This is a genomic window from Rhizobium sp. WSM1328 (assembly GCF_057653715.1).
On sequence record NZ_JBYGKO010000004.1, the window covers coordinates 483602 to 500051 of the forward strand.

At 63.0% G+C, this 16450-nt stretch carries 14 protein-coding genes and 1 riboswitch; of the genes, 6 read left to right on the forward strand and 8 right to left on the reverse strand.

The window, feature by feature from the left end; translation table 11 throughout:
- Positions 1 to 7: 7 nt before the first annotated feature.
- Positions 8 to 104: riboswitch (TPP riboswitch) on the reverse strand.
- A 186-nt stretch (positions 105 to 290) separates the two neighbouring features.
- From AC2444_RS33495 to AC2444_RS33530, 8 genes are all read right to left on the reverse strand, one after another.
- Positions 291 to 1979, reverse strand: a complete 1689-nt coding sequence (locus AC2444_RS33495; RefSeq protein ID WP_128449694.1) for an ABC transporter ATP-binding protein — start codon at positions 1977 to 1979, stop codon at positions 291 to 293.
- The gene (locus tag AC2444_RS33500; RefSeq protein WP_128449693.1) at positions 1976 to 2920 is read right to left on the reverse strand and encodes an acetamidase/formamidase family protein; all 945 of its coding nucleotides are present in this window, start codon (positions 2918 to 2920) and stop codon (positions 1976 to 1978) included. Before AC2444_RS33500 ends, AC2444_RS33495 begins: the two co-directional genes overlap by 4 nt.
- 67 nt (positions 2921 to 2987) lie before the next feature.
- Positions 2988 to 4607 carry an ABC transporter substrate-binding protein gene (locus AC2444_RS33505; protein ID WP_128449692.1) on the reverse strand — a complete coding sequence of 540 codons (1620 nt, stop codon included), beginning with the start codon at positions 4605 to 4607 and terminating at the stop codon, positions 2988 to 2990.
- A 25-nt stretch (positions 4608 to 4632) separates the two neighbouring features.
- The gene (locus AC2444_RS33510) at positions 4633 to 5553 is read right to left on the reverse strand and encodes an ABC transporter permease (RefSeq protein ID WP_128449691.1); all 921 of its coding nucleotides are present in this window, start codon (positions 5551 to 5553) and stop codon (positions 4633 to 4635) included.
- A complete protein-coding gene (locus AC2444_RS33515) occupies positions 5553 to 6401 on the reverse strand; it encodes an ABC transporter permease (RefSeq protein WP_128449690.1) in 849 nt (282 codons plus the stop codon). Before AC2444_RS33515 ends, AC2444_RS33510 begins: the two co-directional genes overlap by 1 nt.
- Positions 6401 to 6982 (reverse strand): ANTAR domain-containing response regulator, encoded by a 582-nt coding sequence (locus AC2444_RS33520; protein WP_128449689.1) that lies wholly within the window; start codon positions 6980 to 6982, stop codon positions 6401 to 6403. Before AC2444_RS33520 ends, AC2444_RS33515 begins: the two co-directional genes overlap by 1 nt.
- A complete protein-coding gene (locus AC2444_RS33525) occupies positions 6979 to 8112 on the reverse strand; it encodes a transporter substrate-binding protein (protein ID WP_128449688.1) in 1134 nt (377 codons plus the stop codon). The genes AC2444_RS33520 and AC2444_RS33525 overlap by 4 nt, the downstream gene beginning before the upstream one ends.
- 224 nt (positions 8113 to 8336) lie before the next feature.
- Positions 8337 to 8921, reverse strand: coding sequence for a DUF1349 domain-containing protein (locus AC2444_RS33530; RefSeq protein WP_128449687.1), 585 nt, complete (start codon positions 8919 to 8921; stop codon positions 8337 to 8339).
- 228 nt (positions 8922 to 9149) lie between these two features.
- Between AC2444_RS33530 and AC2444_RS33535 the strand changes: the two genes are divergently transcribed.
- From AC2444_RS33535 to AC2444_RS33560, 6 genes are all read left to right on the forward strand, one after another.
- Positions 9150 to 10676, forward strand: coding sequence for an ABC transporter substrate-binding protein (locus tag AC2444_RS33535; RefSeq protein WP_128449686.1), 1527 nt, complete (start codon positions 9150 to 9152; stop codon positions 10674 to 10676).
- Positions 10677 to 10756: 80 nt separating this feature from the next.
- Entirely contained in the window at positions 10757 to 11698 is a 942-nt protein-coding gene (locus AC2444_RS33540) for an ABC transporter permease (RefSeq protein WP_003547937.1), read from the forward strand.
- Complete coding sequence (locus AC2444_RS33545) at positions 11698 to 12567, forward strand: ABC transporter permease (RefSeq protein WP_128449685.1); 870 nt, start codon at positions 11698 to 11700, stop codon at positions 12565 to 12567. The genes AC2444_RS33540 and AC2444_RS33545 overlap by 1 nt, the downstream gene beginning before the upstream one ends.
- A gap of 50 nt (positions 12568 to 12617) precedes the next feature.
- The gene (locus tag AC2444_RS33550; protein ID WP_128449684.1) at positions 12618 to 13130 is read left to right on the forward strand and encodes a RidA family protein; all 513 of its coding nucleotides are present in this window, start codon (positions 12618 to 12620) and stop codon (positions 13128 to 13130) included.
- A gap of 68 nt (positions 13131 to 13198) precedes the next feature.
- Positions 13199 to 14395: an aminotransferase class V-fold PLP-dependent enzyme gene (locus tag AC2444_RS33555; RefSeq protein WP_128449683.1), complete on the forward strand. Its 1197-nt coding sequence runs from the start codon at positions 13199 to 13201 to the stop codon at positions 14393 to 14395.
- Positions 14396 to 14427: 32 nt separating this feature from the next.
- Positions 14428 to 16263, forward strand: a complete 1836-nt coding sequence (locus tag AC2444_RS33560; protein ID WP_128449682.1) for an ABC transporter ATP-binding protein — start codon at positions 14428 to 14430, stop codon at positions 16261 to 16263.
- The last annotated feature ends 187 nt before the right edge of the window (positions 16264 to 16450 follow it).

Consider the following 16450-nt stretch of genomic DNA (forward strand, 5'->3'; position numbering starts at 1 on the left):
GGCGATGCCGCGACCCCGAGCGACTCCCTCCGCCGGCATTATCCGGTTCAGGTTCGAAGGGTGCTTCTCAGCCCGTCTGTCGACGGGCGCCCCTGTCTCTCATCGCGCTCTTTTTCGCAGAGAACGGGGCTGATGTCACCCCGAAAATGACAATCCTGCGACCGACGCAGCGGCGCGTCTCTCTTACGAAAGGGTCAGCCGACGAGATGCCGGCGGATCGGCTGCTGCAGCACGAGCTTCGGCAGCAAAGCGCTCCTCGTCGATACTCTAGTCATGTCTCAAGCCCTCAATCACGCATGCGCTTCCCTACCGCGATAGACCTCGGGATCGGGGATCGGAACTGCGGCGATCAGTGCGCGGGTGTAGTCATCCTTAGGGTTTTCGAAGATATCCCGCCGTGTGCCGGTTTCGATGATGCGGCCGGCGCGCATGACGGCGACGTTGTGCGACATGCGCTCGACCACCGCCATGTCGTGGGAGATGAAGAGATAGGCGAGCCCCATCGTCTCCTGCAGTTCGAGCAGCAGGTCGAGCACCCGGGCGCGCACCGACACGTCAAGCGCTGCGACGCTCTCGTCGGCGACGATCAGCTTCGGCTCCAGTGCTAGCGCCCGGGCAATACAGATGCGCTGGCGCTGGCCGCCTGAAAACTCGTGTGGATAGCGCGTCGCCGCATCAGGTGTCAGGCCGACCCGGCGCAGCAGTTCGGCGACGCGGTCCTGCCGATCGCTGTGGTTGCCGATACCGTGGATGAGCATCGGTTCGCCGATCGCTTTGCCGACGGCCATGCGCGGGTCGAGCGAGGCATAGGGATCTTGGAAGATCATCTGCGCCGAGCGGCGCACGGGCCGCATCTCGCGCTGGCTGAGGCCGGCAATGTTGCGGCCGTCGATCAGGACGTTGCCCTGGAAGGGGATGAGACCGAGCACGGCCTTGCCGGTCGTCGATTTGCCGGAGCCGCTTTCGCCGACGAGACCGAGCGTTTCACCCGGCAGGATATCGAAGGAGACGCCATCGACGGCTGCGACCGGCGGCTTGCCCTTGAAAAACCGGCTTGCGGCATTGCCATAGGTGACGGTGAGGTCGCGCACGTTCAGAACCGGCGTGCGGTCCGGATGCAGCGTCTCGATGGCGCGCTCAGTGATGCGCGGCGGACGGTCGGTGCCGGCAAGCTCGCCGAGCCGCGGGACGGCGGCGAGCAATTGCTGGGTATAGGCCTCCTTCGGTCGTTGGAAGACGGCGAGCGCCGTTCCCTGCTCGACGATCCTGCCATTCTGCATGATGACGACGCGGTCGGCCATTTCGGCGACGACGCCCATGTCATGGGTGATCAGGATGATCGAGGCGCCGAATTCGCGCTTCAACTCGCGCATCAGTCTGAGGATCTGCGCCTGCACGGTGACGTCGAGTGCCGTCGTCGGCTCGTCGGCGATCAGCACCTTCGGCCGGCAGGAGAGCGCCATGGCGATCATCACCCGTTGGCGCATGCCGCCGGACAGCTCGTGCGGATATTGCTTCAGCCGCCGGGCCGGCTCGGTGATCTGCACTGCATCGAGCATCTTCAGCGCCACCGCCTCGGCATTGTTGCTGCCCTGGTGCGCGCGGATGGCCTCGGTCAGCTGGTTGCCGACCGACATGACCGGGTTGAGCGAGGTCATCGGCTCCTGGAACACCATGGCGATATCGCCACCGCGCACGCTGCGCATCGCCCGGTCGGAAAGCGTGAGCAGGTCGCGCTCGCCAAGCAGCACGCTGCCGGAGGCGACCCGCAGCGAGGCTTTCGGCAAGAGCCCCATGATCGACAGCGAGGTGACCGACTTCCCCGAGCCGGATTCGCCGGCGATGCAGAGCGTTTCGCCGCTTGCAAGCTCGAAGCTGACATCCTCGAGCACCGGCTTGCGGCCTTCGGGGGTGCGGGCATCAACGCTCAGATTGCGAAGGCTGAGCACCGGTGCCGCGGCGGGCATGGCTTCGTTCACGAGAACACGATCCTCGGGAAGTAGAAGGAAACCACCCAGTTCGGCTGGTCGACGATCTCGCTGATGCGCAGATCGCCGCAGACGGAGCAGAGCAGATAGGCATCGACGGCGCTCATGCCGTGTTCGGCGCCGAGAAGATCGATCATGCGCATGACGCTTTCGCGCGCCCCGGTCATCAGGTCAGGGCCGATGCCTGTCGTGACCTCGTAACCGGCGCCGTCGAGATGGCGGGTCACCGGTTCGGTCGTGGTGAAGCGCGGCGTCTGCAGCTTGGCGTCCTTGACGAGCTCGATCGTCGCTTCGACGTTCATCTGGCTTTCGATCGCCGTGCCGCAGACTTCGCCATCGCCCTGCGCGGCATGGGTGTCGCCTATCGAAAACAGCGCGCCGTCGACCTCGACGGGCAGGTAGAGCGTCACCCCCGCCGTCAGGTCGCGGATGTCCATGTTGCCGCCGACGCGACGTGGGGGAACGACGGAGTGGGTGCCGGGCTCGGCGGGGGCGACGCCGATCGTGCCGGCAAAGGGCTTCAGCGGCACGCGGCCGCCCGGGCCGTAAAGGGCGGGCACCATGCTGTTGGCGTCATAGGACCAGACATGCAGCGCCGGGTCCGTGAACTGGTCGGCAAGCAGGCCGAAGCCTGGAATATTGGCCGTCCAGCCAACGCCCGACGGAATGAACTTGCGCAGCGTCACCTTCAACGCATCGCCGGGTTTGGCGCCTTCGACATAGACCGGGCCGGAGACCGGGTTGATCTTGCCGAAATCGAGCGCGTTCAACGTTTCCAGCGTCGCGTCGCTTCCGAGCTGGCCACCCGATGAATCCATGCATTCGAAGTGGATCGTCTCGCCGGGCTTGGCGACGACGGCGGGGGTGAAATCCTTGTTCCAGCCGAAATTATGCTGGGCGCGGTGGATCGTGTGGGTGCAGGCGATGCACATGTCATGTCTCCCTCGAATTTATGACGCCTTCCCGGCCGGGACCGGGAAGGCTTTGTTTCTTCAGGGCTTATTGCTTGACGTAGATCGCGTCGTAATTGATGACGCGGGTCGGATCGATGTAGATATTGTCAGCACCGCCCATGCGCAGCGACTTGGCGACGACGCGACGTTCGTTGATGACGGGAATCCACGGCGCATCGGCCATGATGTCGGTGAAGATCTTGCCCCAGGCGGCGGTGCGCTCGGCTGCCTTTGCCGGATCGGACATGGAGTCGGCGGCAACGGCGCGCTTGTCGAGATCGGCGTTGCAGTACCATGACCAGTTCCAGCCGCCCGGGACCGCGCCGGCGCAGCCGAGGATCGGGCCATAGAAGTTGGACGGATCCGGGAAGTCGGCGATCCAGGCCATGCCGCCCGACCAGATCATCGGCGCTTCGCCTTCCGTGCCGCCGGCCGAGATGACGTTTGCCTGGGCGAGCGCCCGGACTTCGGCCTTGACGCCGACGGCGGCCAGGTCCTGCTGGATTGCCTGGGCGATACGCGGCTGCGGATCGGTGTTGGTGGAGTAAAGCACGGTCTCGAAGCCGTCGGGATAGCCGGCTTCGGCAAGCAGCGCCTTGGCCTTCGCCACGTCATAGGCATAGCCGGTGAAGGCCTTGTCGTAGCCCGGCATCAGCGGCGGCAGCGGCTGGTTGGCAGGCGTTGCGCGGCCGTTGAGGATGCGGGTGATGCGGTCCTTGTTGATCGCCATGTTCAACGCCTGGCGAACCTTGACGTTGTCGAAAGGCTTCACCTTGGTGTTCAGTGTGATGTAGCCGGTGTGCAGCTGTTCGCCGTCGACGATCATCTGTGCGCCTTCGGCCGAATTCTTGATTTCGAGGAACTTTGCCGGCGGAATGCCGTCGCCGGCAATATCGACCTCGCCCTTCTGCAGGCGCAAGAGCGCCACCAGCGGCTCCTGGCCGACCTCGACCTTGAAGCTGTCGATATAGGGAACCCCCTTGACGAAATAATCCTTGTTGCGCTCGAAAACGAGCTGCTGGCCGATCGTCCAGTCCTTGAGGATGAAGGTGCCGGAGCCGACCGGCTTCTTGCCGAAGTCGCCGGCGGCCGCCTCGACGGCTTCCTTCGGCACGACCGAGGCGAAGTTGATGGCAAGCACGTGCAGGAAGGTGGCGTCTGGGCGCGAGAGGTTGAAGATGACGGTGCTATCGTCAGGCGTATCGATGCCGGAGAGCGTCGTCGTCTTGCCGCCGGTTTCATCCTCGAAGCCCTTGATCGCGCCGAAGAAGCCGGCGCCGGGGCCTTGCGTCTTCGGGTCGACGGCGCGTTCGATCGAATATTTCACGTCGGAGGCGACCACCTCGCGGCCGTTCGAGAACTTCACGCCCTTGTGCAGCTTGAAGGTATAGGTCATGCCGTCGGGCGAAACGGTGAAGCTTTCGGCAAGCGAGGGAACTGGGTTCGGCGTGCCGGGCGTATAGTCCATCAGGCGGGAATAGAGGCTCTTGATCATCGACCAGTTGACCCAGTCGTAGCCGATCGCCGGGTCGAGCGTGGTGATGTCGTCCTTGTAGGTGACGACGATATCGCCGCCCTGCTTGGGCGTTTCATCAGCCATGACGGACAATGGAGCGAGCGCCACCATCGTTGCCATGGTCGTCTGTTGCAGCCAGCGTTTGAACATCTTGGTTCCCCTTCTTTGGTTGCTGTCAGCGTGTGCGGATGCGCGGATCGATGACCGGCGCGACGAGGTCGGCAAGCAGATTGCCGATGATGATGGCAAGTGCCGAGGTCAGCGTGACGCCCATGATGATCGGGATGTCGACCTGCTGGATCGCCTGCCAGGCGAGCTGGCCGATGCCGGGCCAGCCATAGACCGCCTCGACCACGACCACGCCGCCCATGAACTGACCGATATCGATGCCGATCATGGCGATGATCGGCAGTACGGCGTTGGGCAGTGCGTGGCGCAGGATGACGCGTCTCGAGGAAAGGCCCTTGGCGCGCGCCGTGCGGACATAATCCTGGTTCAGCACGTCGATCATCGACGAGCGCACCATGCGGGCGTACCAGCCGGCGCCGCAGATGCCGAGTGTGACAGCAGGCAGGACGAGATGCGAAAAGCTGCCGTAGCCACTCATCGGAAACCAGCCGAGCGTTGCCGCCAGCAGATAGAGCAGCAGCAGGGCGACGAGGAATTGCGGTGCGGAGGTGCCGACAAAGGAGGCCATCATCACCAGCCGGTCGATGAAGCCGCCGCGGCGCACGGCGGCGATGGTGCCGAGCGTCAGGCCAAGCACCACCTCGACGAAGATGCCGGCAAGCATCAGCGTCAGTGTTGCCGGCAGTCGCGCGGCGATCAGCGTCCAGACATCGGTTTTCTGCGCATAGGAGCGGCCGAGATTGCCATGCAGCAGATTGCCGAGATAGGTGCCGAACTGGACCAGCAGCGGCTGGTCGAGGCCGAGCTCATGGCGGATGTTGGCGACCGTCTGGGCCGTGGCGCTGCGGCCGGCGATCATGCGGGCCGGGTCGGCCGGAAGGGCGTAGAGCAGCACGAAGGTGATCGCCGCGACACCGAGCAGGATCAGAGCCGCCTGCGCCAGCCGGCGGAGCATCACGAAACCCATCAGCCCCTCCCGCGCTGGGTCGGGTCGAGAATGTCGCGCAGCGCGTCGCCGACCAGATTGAAGGAAAGTGCCGTCAGAAGGATGATCGCGCCCGGAATGAAGACCAGCCAGGGGGCGGCCTGGAAATAGCTTTGGCTCTCGAAGATGATATTGCCCCAGGAGGGCTGCGGTGGCTGGACGCCGACGCCGAGGAAGGAGAGTGTGGCCTCGAGCAGCACGGTGGTGGCGATGCCGAGGGTGCCCCAGACGATTGCCGTCGGCACAAGATGCGGCAGGATATGCATGAAGAGCACGCGCATATGGCCGGCGCCGAGCGAGCGCTCCGCCATGATGAAATCGCGCTCAACCATGCCGCGAGTCTCGGTATAGACGATGCGGGCGACCTGCACCCAGTTGACGAGCGCGATCACCATGGCGACGATCCAGAGGCTCGGCTTCAGCAATGCGGCGAGCACGATGGCGAGCAGCAGCGCCGGAAAAGCCATCATCAGATCGGTGAAGCGCATCAGGATGTTGCCCGGCAGTCCGCGGAGATAACCGGCGACGATGCCGACGAAGAGGCCGATCGCCACCGCGATGCCGTTGGCGACAAGGCCGATGATCAGCGAGGTGCGGGCGCCGAAAAGCAGGCGCGAGAAGAGGTCGCGGCCGAGCGTGTCGGTGCCCAGCAGATAAGGACCTCCCGGCGGCAACGGCGCGCCTTCGAGCGACAGGCCGTCAAACATCTGCTCGTCGGGGCTGAACGGCGCGATCCACGGCGCTGCGATGGCGAGCGCGATGACGAGGGTGACGACGATCAGGCCGAAGAGCGCCGTCGGCTGGCGGATCATCTGTTTCAGCACATGCATCAGCCGGCCTCCGGCAGGGGTTCGGCACCCGCCAGGATGAAGGCTGATATCTGCTCCATCGGCAGGCGGCGGCGCATGGCGCAATTGCGCAGGATTGCGTAAGCGTTCTCCTCGTCGATGCCGTGTGCGGCCCGCAGCTTTTCGACGGCGGCGTGAACAAGCGGCCGCAGCCGGACGCGCTCTTCGAGATATTGCAGCTTTTCCGCAGTCGCCTTGCGCTCCTGATGAATGGAGACGGCCATGACAAGCGCCGGATAGACGGCCGATGTGGCGATCGGCTTGGCGATGATCGCGCCGGCGCCCTGTCCGAGCGCCCAGGCGATGCGGCCGGGCGCTTCCGAACCAAGCAAGGCGACGACGGGGCAAGCAGGCGTTTCGCCGTTCCAGGGCAGCAGATCGTCCCAGCCCTGATCGGCATCGACGATGACGAGATCGGGCAGTGCCGGAGCCGAGAGCGGCGCCCATTGCAGCGTTGCATGGATGCCGAGCAGGCGAAGTTGGCGGATCAGCTTTTCGGTGTTGCCGTCCTCGCGGTGCAGGACCATCGCCTGCCAGCCAGTGAAATTGGGTGTCTCCCTCATGACACCACCCTTAGCCGCGGAAAGGCCTGGCGGTTGCGGCCGGTCAGATAGGGGTCGGCGGCAAGCGGCGGCCGCGAGGCGACGACATCGAAGCCGTTGTCGGCGTTGATCCGGCCGAGATGGAAGGGCAGGGCGGCATGATTGGTCTCGCGGTCGATCGAAAGCGCGCCGAACAGGGTCGGCCAGGATCGATTGTAGAGCTCGCGCCGGACGGCGTCAGGCTCGTCACCGCCGGCAGCGACGATCGCGTCGACGCAGAGCCGGACGGCCGTATAGGCGCTGGCAAAGACGCTGGAGACACGCCGCTCGGCGCCCTGACGCTCAGTGACACGGGCCTTGAAGGCGGCATTTTCGGGAGTCGCGATACTGTCGAAATAGGAAGCGGCGCAAAGCTGGCCGGCAGCAGCGCCGGCGGCGATATCGTCGAGCTCGCATTCCATCAGGTCGCAGCTCACGACCGGGCAGTTTTCCGCGCGGAAGGCCGGGTCGCGATCACCGAGGGCCTTGATCGCCTCCAGGAAGGCGTAGCTCGAGGGGCCGATCAGATTGTTGAGGATGAAGCTCGGGCGGCGTTGTGCGATCTCGGCGACAATGCGCTCGACGGCGGTCTCCTCAAGCGGAAGATAGCGTTCGCCAAGTATTTCGCCGCCGGCATTGGTAATCAGTTCGCGCGCGAGCCGGTTCATCTCCCAGCCCCAGACATAGTTGGCGCCGACGAGATAGGGCCTTGCGCCGAAACGCGGGATCAGGTGCTCGAAAAGCGGCAGCAGATGCTGGTTCGGGCAGCCGCCGACATAGATGACGTTCTCGTTGGCCTCGAAACCTTCATAGGGGCACATGTACCAGAGCAGGCCGTCATGTTTCTCGACGAGCGGGATGACTTCCTTGCGTGCCGCAGAGGTGATCGTTCCGACGATATGGCGGCAGCCGGCGCGCAGAAGATGGCGCGCGCCATCGAGATAGGCGGCAAGATCGGCATGCGGATCGAAGAAGACGGGTTCGATCGCCAGCCCTTCGACGCCAGCATATTCGGCCATCGCGAAATCGGCGCCATCGCGCGCGTCGCGGCCCATCGAGCCGTAAGGCCCGGTGGTCGAATAGAGGATGCCGATTTTCAGCGCGTCATTCATGAAGTGACCACATCAAAAACCCCACGACGCTGGTCCCATCGAGCGATGAGGCGTCATGGGGCGAAACTGCCCAGAGACTATCGGAGTCATGTCAATGCGGCCGGCATTTTGCCTAATCCGCAGGCTTGAGTAAAATACAGGCAGCTTGTCTTTGTCAAGTGTGCTGCGCTGCACTCGCAGTCATTTGATCTGTTCTTTCGGTAGAGCCGCGAAAGGACGCTCTTCTAGCTCAAGTCATGCAGATCCTTGGCAGTCGCCGGCCCAATCGAGAATTCGCAAAAGCGGACCGTTAGTCCGCTACGCTCCGGCGTGCAGGCCGTGGGTCCGACCTCGTAGTGCGCTGCAGCCGGGAAGGGCGCTAGCCGCAGCAGCGGCCAGAAACTGCCGTCGCGCGAGGCCTGGATGCGCATGGCGCTCTTGGCGACGGTGACGCGGATATAGAAATCCTCGAGTTCCTTGAAAGGCTGGGCCACGGACCAGTCGGACCTGCCATCGGTGACGACGGTGCTGAGGAAGGGTTCGCCGTCGGTGAACTCGACGCCCGTCTTCAACCAGCGTTTTTCGTCGATGCGCACCATCAGGCCTGCCTGGTCGTAGAGCGTGCGGAATTCGCCCTGAACGCGGATTTGCGCAGTGAAGCCGTCGGTGGCGGGAAAGGCGAGGAAATGGCCGCTGTCGCGGGTGAAACCGTAATGGGTCTCCCGCCAGAAATCGGTTTTCTCATCGGTCGTCAGGGTGAGGCCGGCGTCGGTCGCCTGCCATTGAGCCGGCTCGTTCAGCCATTTGCCGTCGTTGAAATCGATGCTCATGCTGCTCTCCCGTTCCGTTAAAAGTCTCACCGCAGGGCGATTGGCTCATCTTGGCATAATGCCCGGTCTTGTTGCAGGCTGGCGCAGCCGAAGATTGTGTGTTTTTCCGGCGTCCCGACACCCGCCGAGGGCATAATCCGTCGCTCGTGCTTGACAGGATCGATCCATCTCCTATTCTGTTACAAAAAGATGAGTTACATAATTGTGGAACTAAACGGGAGACCTCACATGAAAACACTGGTCGCATTCCTTCTCGGCACTGCGCTCGTCGCCCTGCCTTCGACACTTCTTGCCCAGGAAAAAGGCGGCGTCATCAACGTCGCGACGATCGGCGAGCCGCCGACGCTCGATCCGATGTCGTCGACGGCCGATCTGGTCGGCATCGTCACGCAGCACATTTTCGAAACGCTCTACACCTTCGACAGGAGCTGGAACGTTAAGCCGCTTCTCGCCGAAAGCCTGCCAGAGATCAGCGCCGACGGCAAAACCTATACGATCAAGCTCAGGACCGGCATCAAGTTCCACGACAATACCGATATGACCTCGGAAGATGTCGTCGCCTCGCTTGGCCGCTGGATGAAGATCGCCTCGCGCGGCAAGCAGGTGGCCGGCTTCATTGATAAGGTCACCGCCGTCGATCCCTCAACCGTCACGATCACGCTGAAGCAGCCCTATGCGCCGCTGACCTCGCTGCTCGCCTTCAACAATTCGGCCGCCATCATCATCCCGTCCGAAAAGCAGGACGAGCCGATGAAGGACTTCATCGGCACCGGTCCCTACATGCTGAAGGAGCGCAAGGCCGACCAGTATATCCAGCTTGTCCGCTTCGATGGCTACAAGTCACGTGAAGGCGACAGCGATGGCTATGGCGGCGCCCGCCACCAGTATCTCGATGAGATCCGCTTCGTGCCGGTGCCGGATCCGAACACCCGCGTCGAGGCCGCCGTTTCCGGCCAGTACGACTACGTCGACTCGATCCCGGTCGAATCCTACGACAAGCTGAAGGCCTCCACCGCCTCGCAGCCGATCATCCTGAAGCCCTTCGGTTATCCCGTCTTCGTCTTCAATACGAAGGAAGGTATTGCTGGGAATGTCGAGGTCCGCAAGGCGATCCGCCAGGCGCTCAGCATGGAAGACATGCTGGCCGCGGCTTTCGGCAGCACGGATTTCTACGCGCTCGACGGCGCCATCTATCCAAAGACCTTTGCCTGGTCGACCGATGCCGGCGTCGAGGGCGCCTATAACGCCGCCGATCCGGAAGGGGCTGCTGCCGCCGCCAAGAAGGCCGGCTACAACGGCGAACCGATCCGTATCCTGACCAGCCGCCAGTATGAGTTCCACTACAAGATGGCGCAGGTCGCCGCCGAATATCTGAAGCTTGCCGGCTTCACTGTCGATATGCAGGTTGTGGACTGGGCGACGCTGACGCAGCGCCGCACCGATCCGAAGCTCTGGGATATCTACATCACCCATAGCCCCTTCCTGCCGGAGCCTGCCCTGATCGGCTCGCTCTCGACCAGCTCGCCGGGCTGGTGGGATACGCCGGCCCGCAAGGCTGCCGTCGATGCCTTCACCTCGGAAGTCGATCCGAAGAAGCGCGTGGCGCTCTGGGCCGATGTTCAGAAGGCGATCTATGCCGACGCACCCTTCATGAAGATCGGCGACTTCAACGCCGTTTCGGCGGAATCGACCAAGCTTGAGGGCGTCGATCCGGCTCCGTGGCCGTATTTCTGGAATGCTTCGATCAAGAAGTAAGCATCGCCACCGATACCGGCTATCCCTGGTCGGTATCGGTCTTCTTTTTCGTAGCATCTGCAAGGGTTTGCCAGGTATTCATGATACGCTACATCCTCCAGCGCCTGTTCGGCATGATCGTCGTGATGTTTCTCGTCGTCACGATCGTCTTCGTCATCGTGCGCGTGACCCCGGGCGATCCGGCCGCCGTCATGCTCGGGCCGGATGCGACGCCGCAGGATATTGCCGACCTCAGGGCTCGCCTCGGCCTCGATCAGTCGCTAGGCCTGCAATATGTCTATTATATCGGCCAGATGCTGAGAGGTGATCTCGGCCAGTCGATCTTCCTCAACATGCCGGTCACCTCGGCCTTGCTCGACCGGGCCGAGCCGACCTTCTTCCTGACTTTGTTTTCGCTCGCAATCGCCAGCATCATCGCCCTGCCGATCGGCATTTATGCCGCTTATCGGCGCGGCTCCTTCATCGATCAGGCGGCAACGACGCTCGCGATGTTCGCCGCCAGCATTCCGAGCTTTTGGCTCGGCCTGATCCTGATGCAGTTCTTCGCCGTCAGGCTCAATCTCTTCCCGGTCTCAGGTTATGGCGGCCCGGGCTCGACCTTCTTCGAGCGCATGTATCACCTGACGCTGCCTGCCTTTGCGCTCGGCATTGTCTCCTCGGCGCTGATCCTGCGTTTCACCCGCGCGTCGATGCTCGATGTGCTTGGCGACGATTATATCCGCACGGCCCGCGCCAAGGGGCTGATCGAGCGACGGGTGATCCTCAAGCACGCACTGAAGAATGCGCTGATCCCGATCCTGACGGTGATCGGCCTGACGGCAGCGGTGCTGATTTCGGGCGCCGTCGTCACCGAGACCGTGTTCGGCCTGCCTGGTGTCGGCAATCTCGTCGTCTCCGCGGTTCTGCGCCGCGACTATCCCGTCATCCAGGGGGCGCTGCTCGTCATCGCCGCTCTCTACGTGCTGATCAATTTTGCGATCGACATGCTCTATCTGTTGATCGATCCGAGGGTGCGCTACTGATGGCCGATATCGCAATCAAGCCCGTCGAAGGTGAGGGCAGCAAATTCACCAGGCGCCTGCTGAAGCGCAAGACGGTCGCCTTGGGTCTGCTGATCCTGACGATCTTCGTGCTTCTGGCAGTCTTTGCACCTGTTGTCGCGCCCTATTCGCCGTCGAAGCTTTCCATCGTCAACCGGCTGAAGCCGCCGAGCGGCATGTTCTTCTTCGGCACCGACGAGTTCGGCCGCGACGTCTTTTCGCGTACGATCTTCGCCGGCCGCCTGTCGCTGCTCGTCGGTGTTGCGGTCGTGACTTTGTCAGCCGTGATCGGCGTGACGCTCGGTCTGCTTGCCGGCTTCTTCCAGAAGCTCGATACGCCGATCGCCCGGCTAATCGACGCGATGATGGCGTTTCCCGATATTCTGCTGGCGATTGCGCTCGTCGCCGCCCTCGGCCCGTCGTTGACGACGGTCATCATCGCGCTGTCGATCGTCTATGCGCCACGCCTTGCCCGCATTGTCCGCGCATCGACGCTGGTCATTCGCGAGCTGCCTTATGTCGAGGCGGCGAGGGCGCTTGGCATTTCGACCTTCCATATCATGACGCGGCATGTCCTGCGCAATCTGCTGTCGCCGATCCTGGTGCAGGCGACGTTCCTTTTCGCCAGCGCCATGCTTGCCGAAGCCGGCCTGTCCTTCCTCGGCCTCGGCGTCAGCCCCGAAATCCCGACCTGGGGAACGATGATCGCCGCCGGCCGGCAGTATATCGGCCAGGCCGACTGGATGACGCTGTTTCCGGGTGTCGCCATCATCCTCTCCGTGCTGTCGCTGCAGATGGTCGGCGATGGCCTTAGGGACATGCTCGATCCAAGACTGCGCAAGGATCTTTAATCCGCCGACCAAGCGTTGGCCCAATCGAAATTCGCCAAATCGAAAATTGCATGACAGGAGTTTGCGTGAATCAGTTTCCCACCGCCGCCGGCAAGGTCGAGAGCTCGCCTTACGAACGGCTCGCCGCCCTCGGCATTGCGCTGCCGCCGCCGCCGCCGCCGATCGCCAATTTCGTCACGCACGTAATCGAAGGCAATATGCTCTATCTCTCCGGCCAGGGACCGCGTGAGGCCGACGGTTTCATGCATGCCGGCAAGGTCGGCGGTGGAGTCAGTATCGACGAGGCCTACGGCCATGCGCGGCTGACGGGCATCAACCTGCTTGCCGTCATGCAGGATGCGCTTGGCGATCTCGCCCGGGTCAAGCGGGTGGTGAAATTGCTCGGCATGGTCAATGCCGTGCCTGAGTTCGAAGATCATCCGAGCGTCATTAACGGCTGCTCGGATCTGCTGATTGAAGTCTTCGGGCCGGCCGGCGAACATGCCCGCTCGGCCGTCGGCTTCGGCTCGCTGCCCGGCAACATCACCGTCGAGATCGAGGCAATCGTCGCCTTGCACGGCTGACGGGAACTCGACACACTTGATCGACCGCCCCATGTTTCGTTTTTCGACCCAGAATCCTGGAGATCTCCATGTCCACTGATATCCGCCCGTCGCTTGGCCTTCGCCCTGTCATCAATGTATCGGGCACGATGACCAGCCTCGGCGCCTCGATCGTCGTTCCAGAAGCGATCAGCGCGATGGCATCGATCCTGCCGCATTTCGTCGAGATCAACGACCTGCAGCGCAAGGCAAGCGGCGTCATCGGCCGGCTGACCGGCGGCGAGGCGGGCTTCGTCACCGCCTCCTGCTCGGCCGGCATTTCGCTGGCTGTTGCCGGCGCGATCACCGGCAACAATCTGCTGGCGATCGAGAGGTTGCCGGATGTCGTGCCGGAGAAGAACGAAGTGCTGGTGCAGATGGGGCATGTGGTCAGCTACGGCGCCCCGGTCGACCAGGCGATCCGGCTTGCCGGCGGCAAGGTCGTGCTTGTCGGGCAGGCGACCTCGACGCATCGCTTCCACATGGAAAACGCCATCACCGACAAGACCGCGGCTGCCGTCTATGTCGTCTCCCACCATGTCGTCGATTACGGCCTTTTGAACCTCAAGGAATTCGTCGAGATTGCCCATGCCAAGGGCGTGCCCGTCATCGTCGACGCCGCCTCGGAATATGATCTCAGGATTTTCCTGGAGCAGGGGGCCGATATCGCCCTTTACTCCGGCCACAAATTCCTCGGCGGTCCGACTTCGGGCATCGTTGCCGGCAGCAAGGAGCTGGTGCGTCATGCCTTCCTGCAGAACATGGGCATCGGCCGCGGCATGAAGGTCGGCAAGGAGAGCATCTTCGGCGTCATGGCGGCACTCGAAGCCTGGGAAAATCGTGACCATGCCGGCATCCGGGAACGCGAGACCGGCTATCTCAACCTGTGGAAGCGCACGCTCGACGGCCGCCCTGGCCTTACCGCGCTGATCGAGCCCGATCCGACCCACAATCCGCTCGAGCGGCTGCGCCTGATCGTCGATCCCGAGCAAGCCCATATCACCGCCTGGGATCTGGCCGATGCGCTTGCCAAGGGCAGCCCGCCGATCATCGTGCGCGATCATGAGGTGGAGCACCGCTATTTCTACCTCGACCCCTGCAATCTGCACCCGGGCGAGGAGAAGATTGTCGCGGAGCGCCTGGCGCAGGAACTCGACAAGGCACGCGCCTCCAACGAGATCATCGCAACGCCCATCGAGAACCGCAGCAGGCACCGCTTCGACGGTGCGTTGCGCTGGCCGGATTGATCCGCCGCTTACCCGTCGCAAGAGGAACCGCCATGGCCAGCGCCCAAACCCAACCGATCCAGACGACGACCGATGTTCTTTCCGTCGAAAGGCTGACGACATCCTTTCTGGTGGACGGCGTCTGGAAACCGGTCGTGCGCGATGTGTCTTTCACGGTGGCGCCAGCGGAGACAGTGGCGATTGTCGGCGAATCCGGCTCGGGCAAGAGCGTCACCTCGCTCTCGATCATGCGGCTGCTGCAGGCGGACACGAGCCGTGTCGAGGGCCGCGTCATGCTCGGCGGACGCGACCTTCTGGCCTTGCCGGAAAATGCCATGCGGCAGGTTCGCGGCAACGAGGTGGCGATGATCTTCCAGGAGCCGATGACATCGCTCAATCCGCTCTTCACCATCGGCGACCAGATTTCCGAAGCGCTGCTCTGCCATTCCGACATGAGCAAAACCGATGCGAAGGCGGAGACGATCCGGCTCTTGGAAAAGGTCCGCATCCCCTCGGCCGCCTCGCGCTTCGGCGAATATCCGCACCGTTTTTCCGGCGGCATGCGCCAGCGGGTGATGATCGCCATGGCGCTCGCCAGCCGGCCGAAACTGCTGATCGCCGACGAGCCGACGACGGCGCTCGACGTCACCATCCAGGGCCAGATCCTCGATCTCATCAAGATGCTGCAGGACGAGGAGGGGACCTCCGTTCTGTTCATCACCCATGACATGGGTGTCGTCGCCGAGATCGCCGACAGGACGGTGGTGATGTATCGCGGCGAACAGGTGGAAAGCGGCGCCACCGCCGATATCTTCCACCGCGGCAAACATCCCTATACCAGAGCGCTACTATCCGCCGTGCCGGTGCTCGGCTCGATGCAGGGCAAGCAAAGGCCGCTGCGCTTTCCCGTGGTCAACACCGCAACGGGTGAATCCGACATTCCCGTCGAGGTCACCGATACGGTGGCAGCGACGCCGGTCCTGCAGGTGAAGAACCTCACCAAGCGTTTCGATATTCATTCCGGTCTGTTCGGCCGGCTGACCAGCCGGGTGCATGCCGTCGAAAACGTTTCCTTCGACCTTCATGCCGGCGAGACGCTGTCGCTCGTCGGCGAATCCGGCTGCGGCAAATCGACGACCGGCCGCGCCATCATGCGACTCATTGAGCCGCAGGCCGGTTCCGTTCTCGTCGAGGGCAGGGAGGTGCTCGGCCTCGACAGGAAGGATCTGCGCGAGATGCGCAAATCCGTGCAGATGATCTTCCAGGATCCCTTTGCCAGCCTCAATCCGCGCATGACGGTCGGTGCTGCGATCGCCGAACCCTATCTCGAACACAGGATGGGCAATTCGAAACAGGCAAAAGACGTCGTCGCCGATCTGCTGGTGAAGGTCGGTCTGTCGGCGGATATGGCAGCGCGCTACCCGCATGAATTTTCCGGCGGCCAGCGCCAGCGCATCTGCATTGCGCGCGCGCTTGCCTTGCAGCCGAAGGTCATCGTCGCCGACGAAAGCGTCTCGGCGCTCGACGTCTCGATCAAGGCCCAAGTCATCAACCTGATGCTCGACCTGCAGCAGAGCCTCAACCTTGCCTTCCTGTTCATCTCGCACGATATGGCGGTGGTCGAGCGCGTCAGCCACCGGGTGGCGGTGATGTATCTCGGCGAGATCGTCGAGATCGGCCCGCGGGCCGCGGTCTTCGAAAATCCGCAGCATCCCTATACGAAGAAACTCATTGCGGCAGTGCCCGTGCCGGATCCGGACCGTCGCCACGAAAAGCGGATGGTGGCGAATGACGAGATCAAGAGCCCGATGCGCCCGGTCGATTATCAGCCCGCGAGCACGTCTTATCGCGAAGTCGGGCCGGGCCATCTGGTCATGGCCGATCGGTAAGCCATAACGCGCCCGTCTTTTCGTGACGCCTGAAGATCGCGCTGTAACATCCTGAATTGCTGTCTAGTTTATCCTGAGGCCTGGTCCGATTTCAGGAATTATGCAGTCCGTCAGTTGGCTCCGCTCGGCCCATTGGGAGTTGCCTAACGGGCCGACGGCGCATAAAGCAGATGCAGTGCCAAAGAAG

Excerpts from the sequence above, each read along its gene's own strand:
- AC2444_RS33500 (WP_128449693.1), bottom strand. The coding sequence starts at position 2,920 with ATGTGCATCGCCTGCACCCACACGATCCACCGCGCCCAGCATAATTTC.
- AC2444_RS33505 (WP_128449692.1), bottom strand. The coding sequence starts at position 4,607 with ATGTTCAAACGCTGGCTGCAACAGACGACCATGGCAACGATGGTGGCG.
- AC2444_RS33510 (WP_128449691.1), bottom strand. The coding sequence starts at position 5,553 with ATGGGTTTCGTGATGCTCCGCCGGCTGGCGCAGGCGGCTCTGATCCTG.
- AC2444_RS33515 (WP_128449690.1), bottom strand. The coding sequence starts at position 6,401 with ATGCATGTGCTGAAACAGATGATCCGCCAGCCGACGGCGCTCTTCGGC.
- AC2444_RS33520 (WP_128449689.1), bottom strand. The coding sequence starts at position 6,982 with ATGAGGGAGACACCCAATTTCACTGGCTGGCAGGCGATGGTCCTGCAC.
- AC2444_RS33525 (WP_128449688.1), bottom strand. The coding sequence starts at position 8,112 with ATGAATGACGCGCTGAAAATCGGCATCCTCTATTCGACCACCGGGCCT.
- AC2444_RS33530 (WP_128449687.1), bottom strand. The coding sequence starts at position 8,921 with ATGAGCATCGATTTCAACGACGGCAAATGGCTGAACGAGCCGGCTCAA.
- AC2444_RS33535 (WP_128449686.1), top strand. The coding sequence starts at position 9,150 with ATGAAAACACTGGTCGCATTCCTTCTCGGCACTGCGCTCGTCGCCCTG.
- AC2444_RS33540 (WP_003547937.1), top strand. The coding sequence starts at position 10,757 with ATGATACGCTACATCCTCCAGCGCCTGTTCGGCATGATCGTCGTGATG.
- AC2444_RS33545 (WP_128449685.1), top strand. The coding sequence starts at position 11,698 with ATGGCCGATATCGCAATCAAGCCCGTCGAAGGTGAGGGCAGCAAATTC.
- AC2444_RS33550 (WP_128449684.1), top strand. The coding sequence starts at position 12,618 with ATGACAGGAGTTTGCGTGAATCAGTTTCCCACCGCCGCCGGCAAGGTC.
- AC2444_RS33555 (WP_128449683.1), top strand. The coding sequence starts at position 13,199 with ATGTCCACTGATATCCGCCCGTCGCTTGGCCTTCGCCCTGTCATCAAT.
- AC2444_RS33560 (WP_128449682.1), top strand. The coding sequence starts at position 14,428 with ATGGCCAGCGCCCAAACCCAACCGATCCAGACGACGACCGATGTTCTT.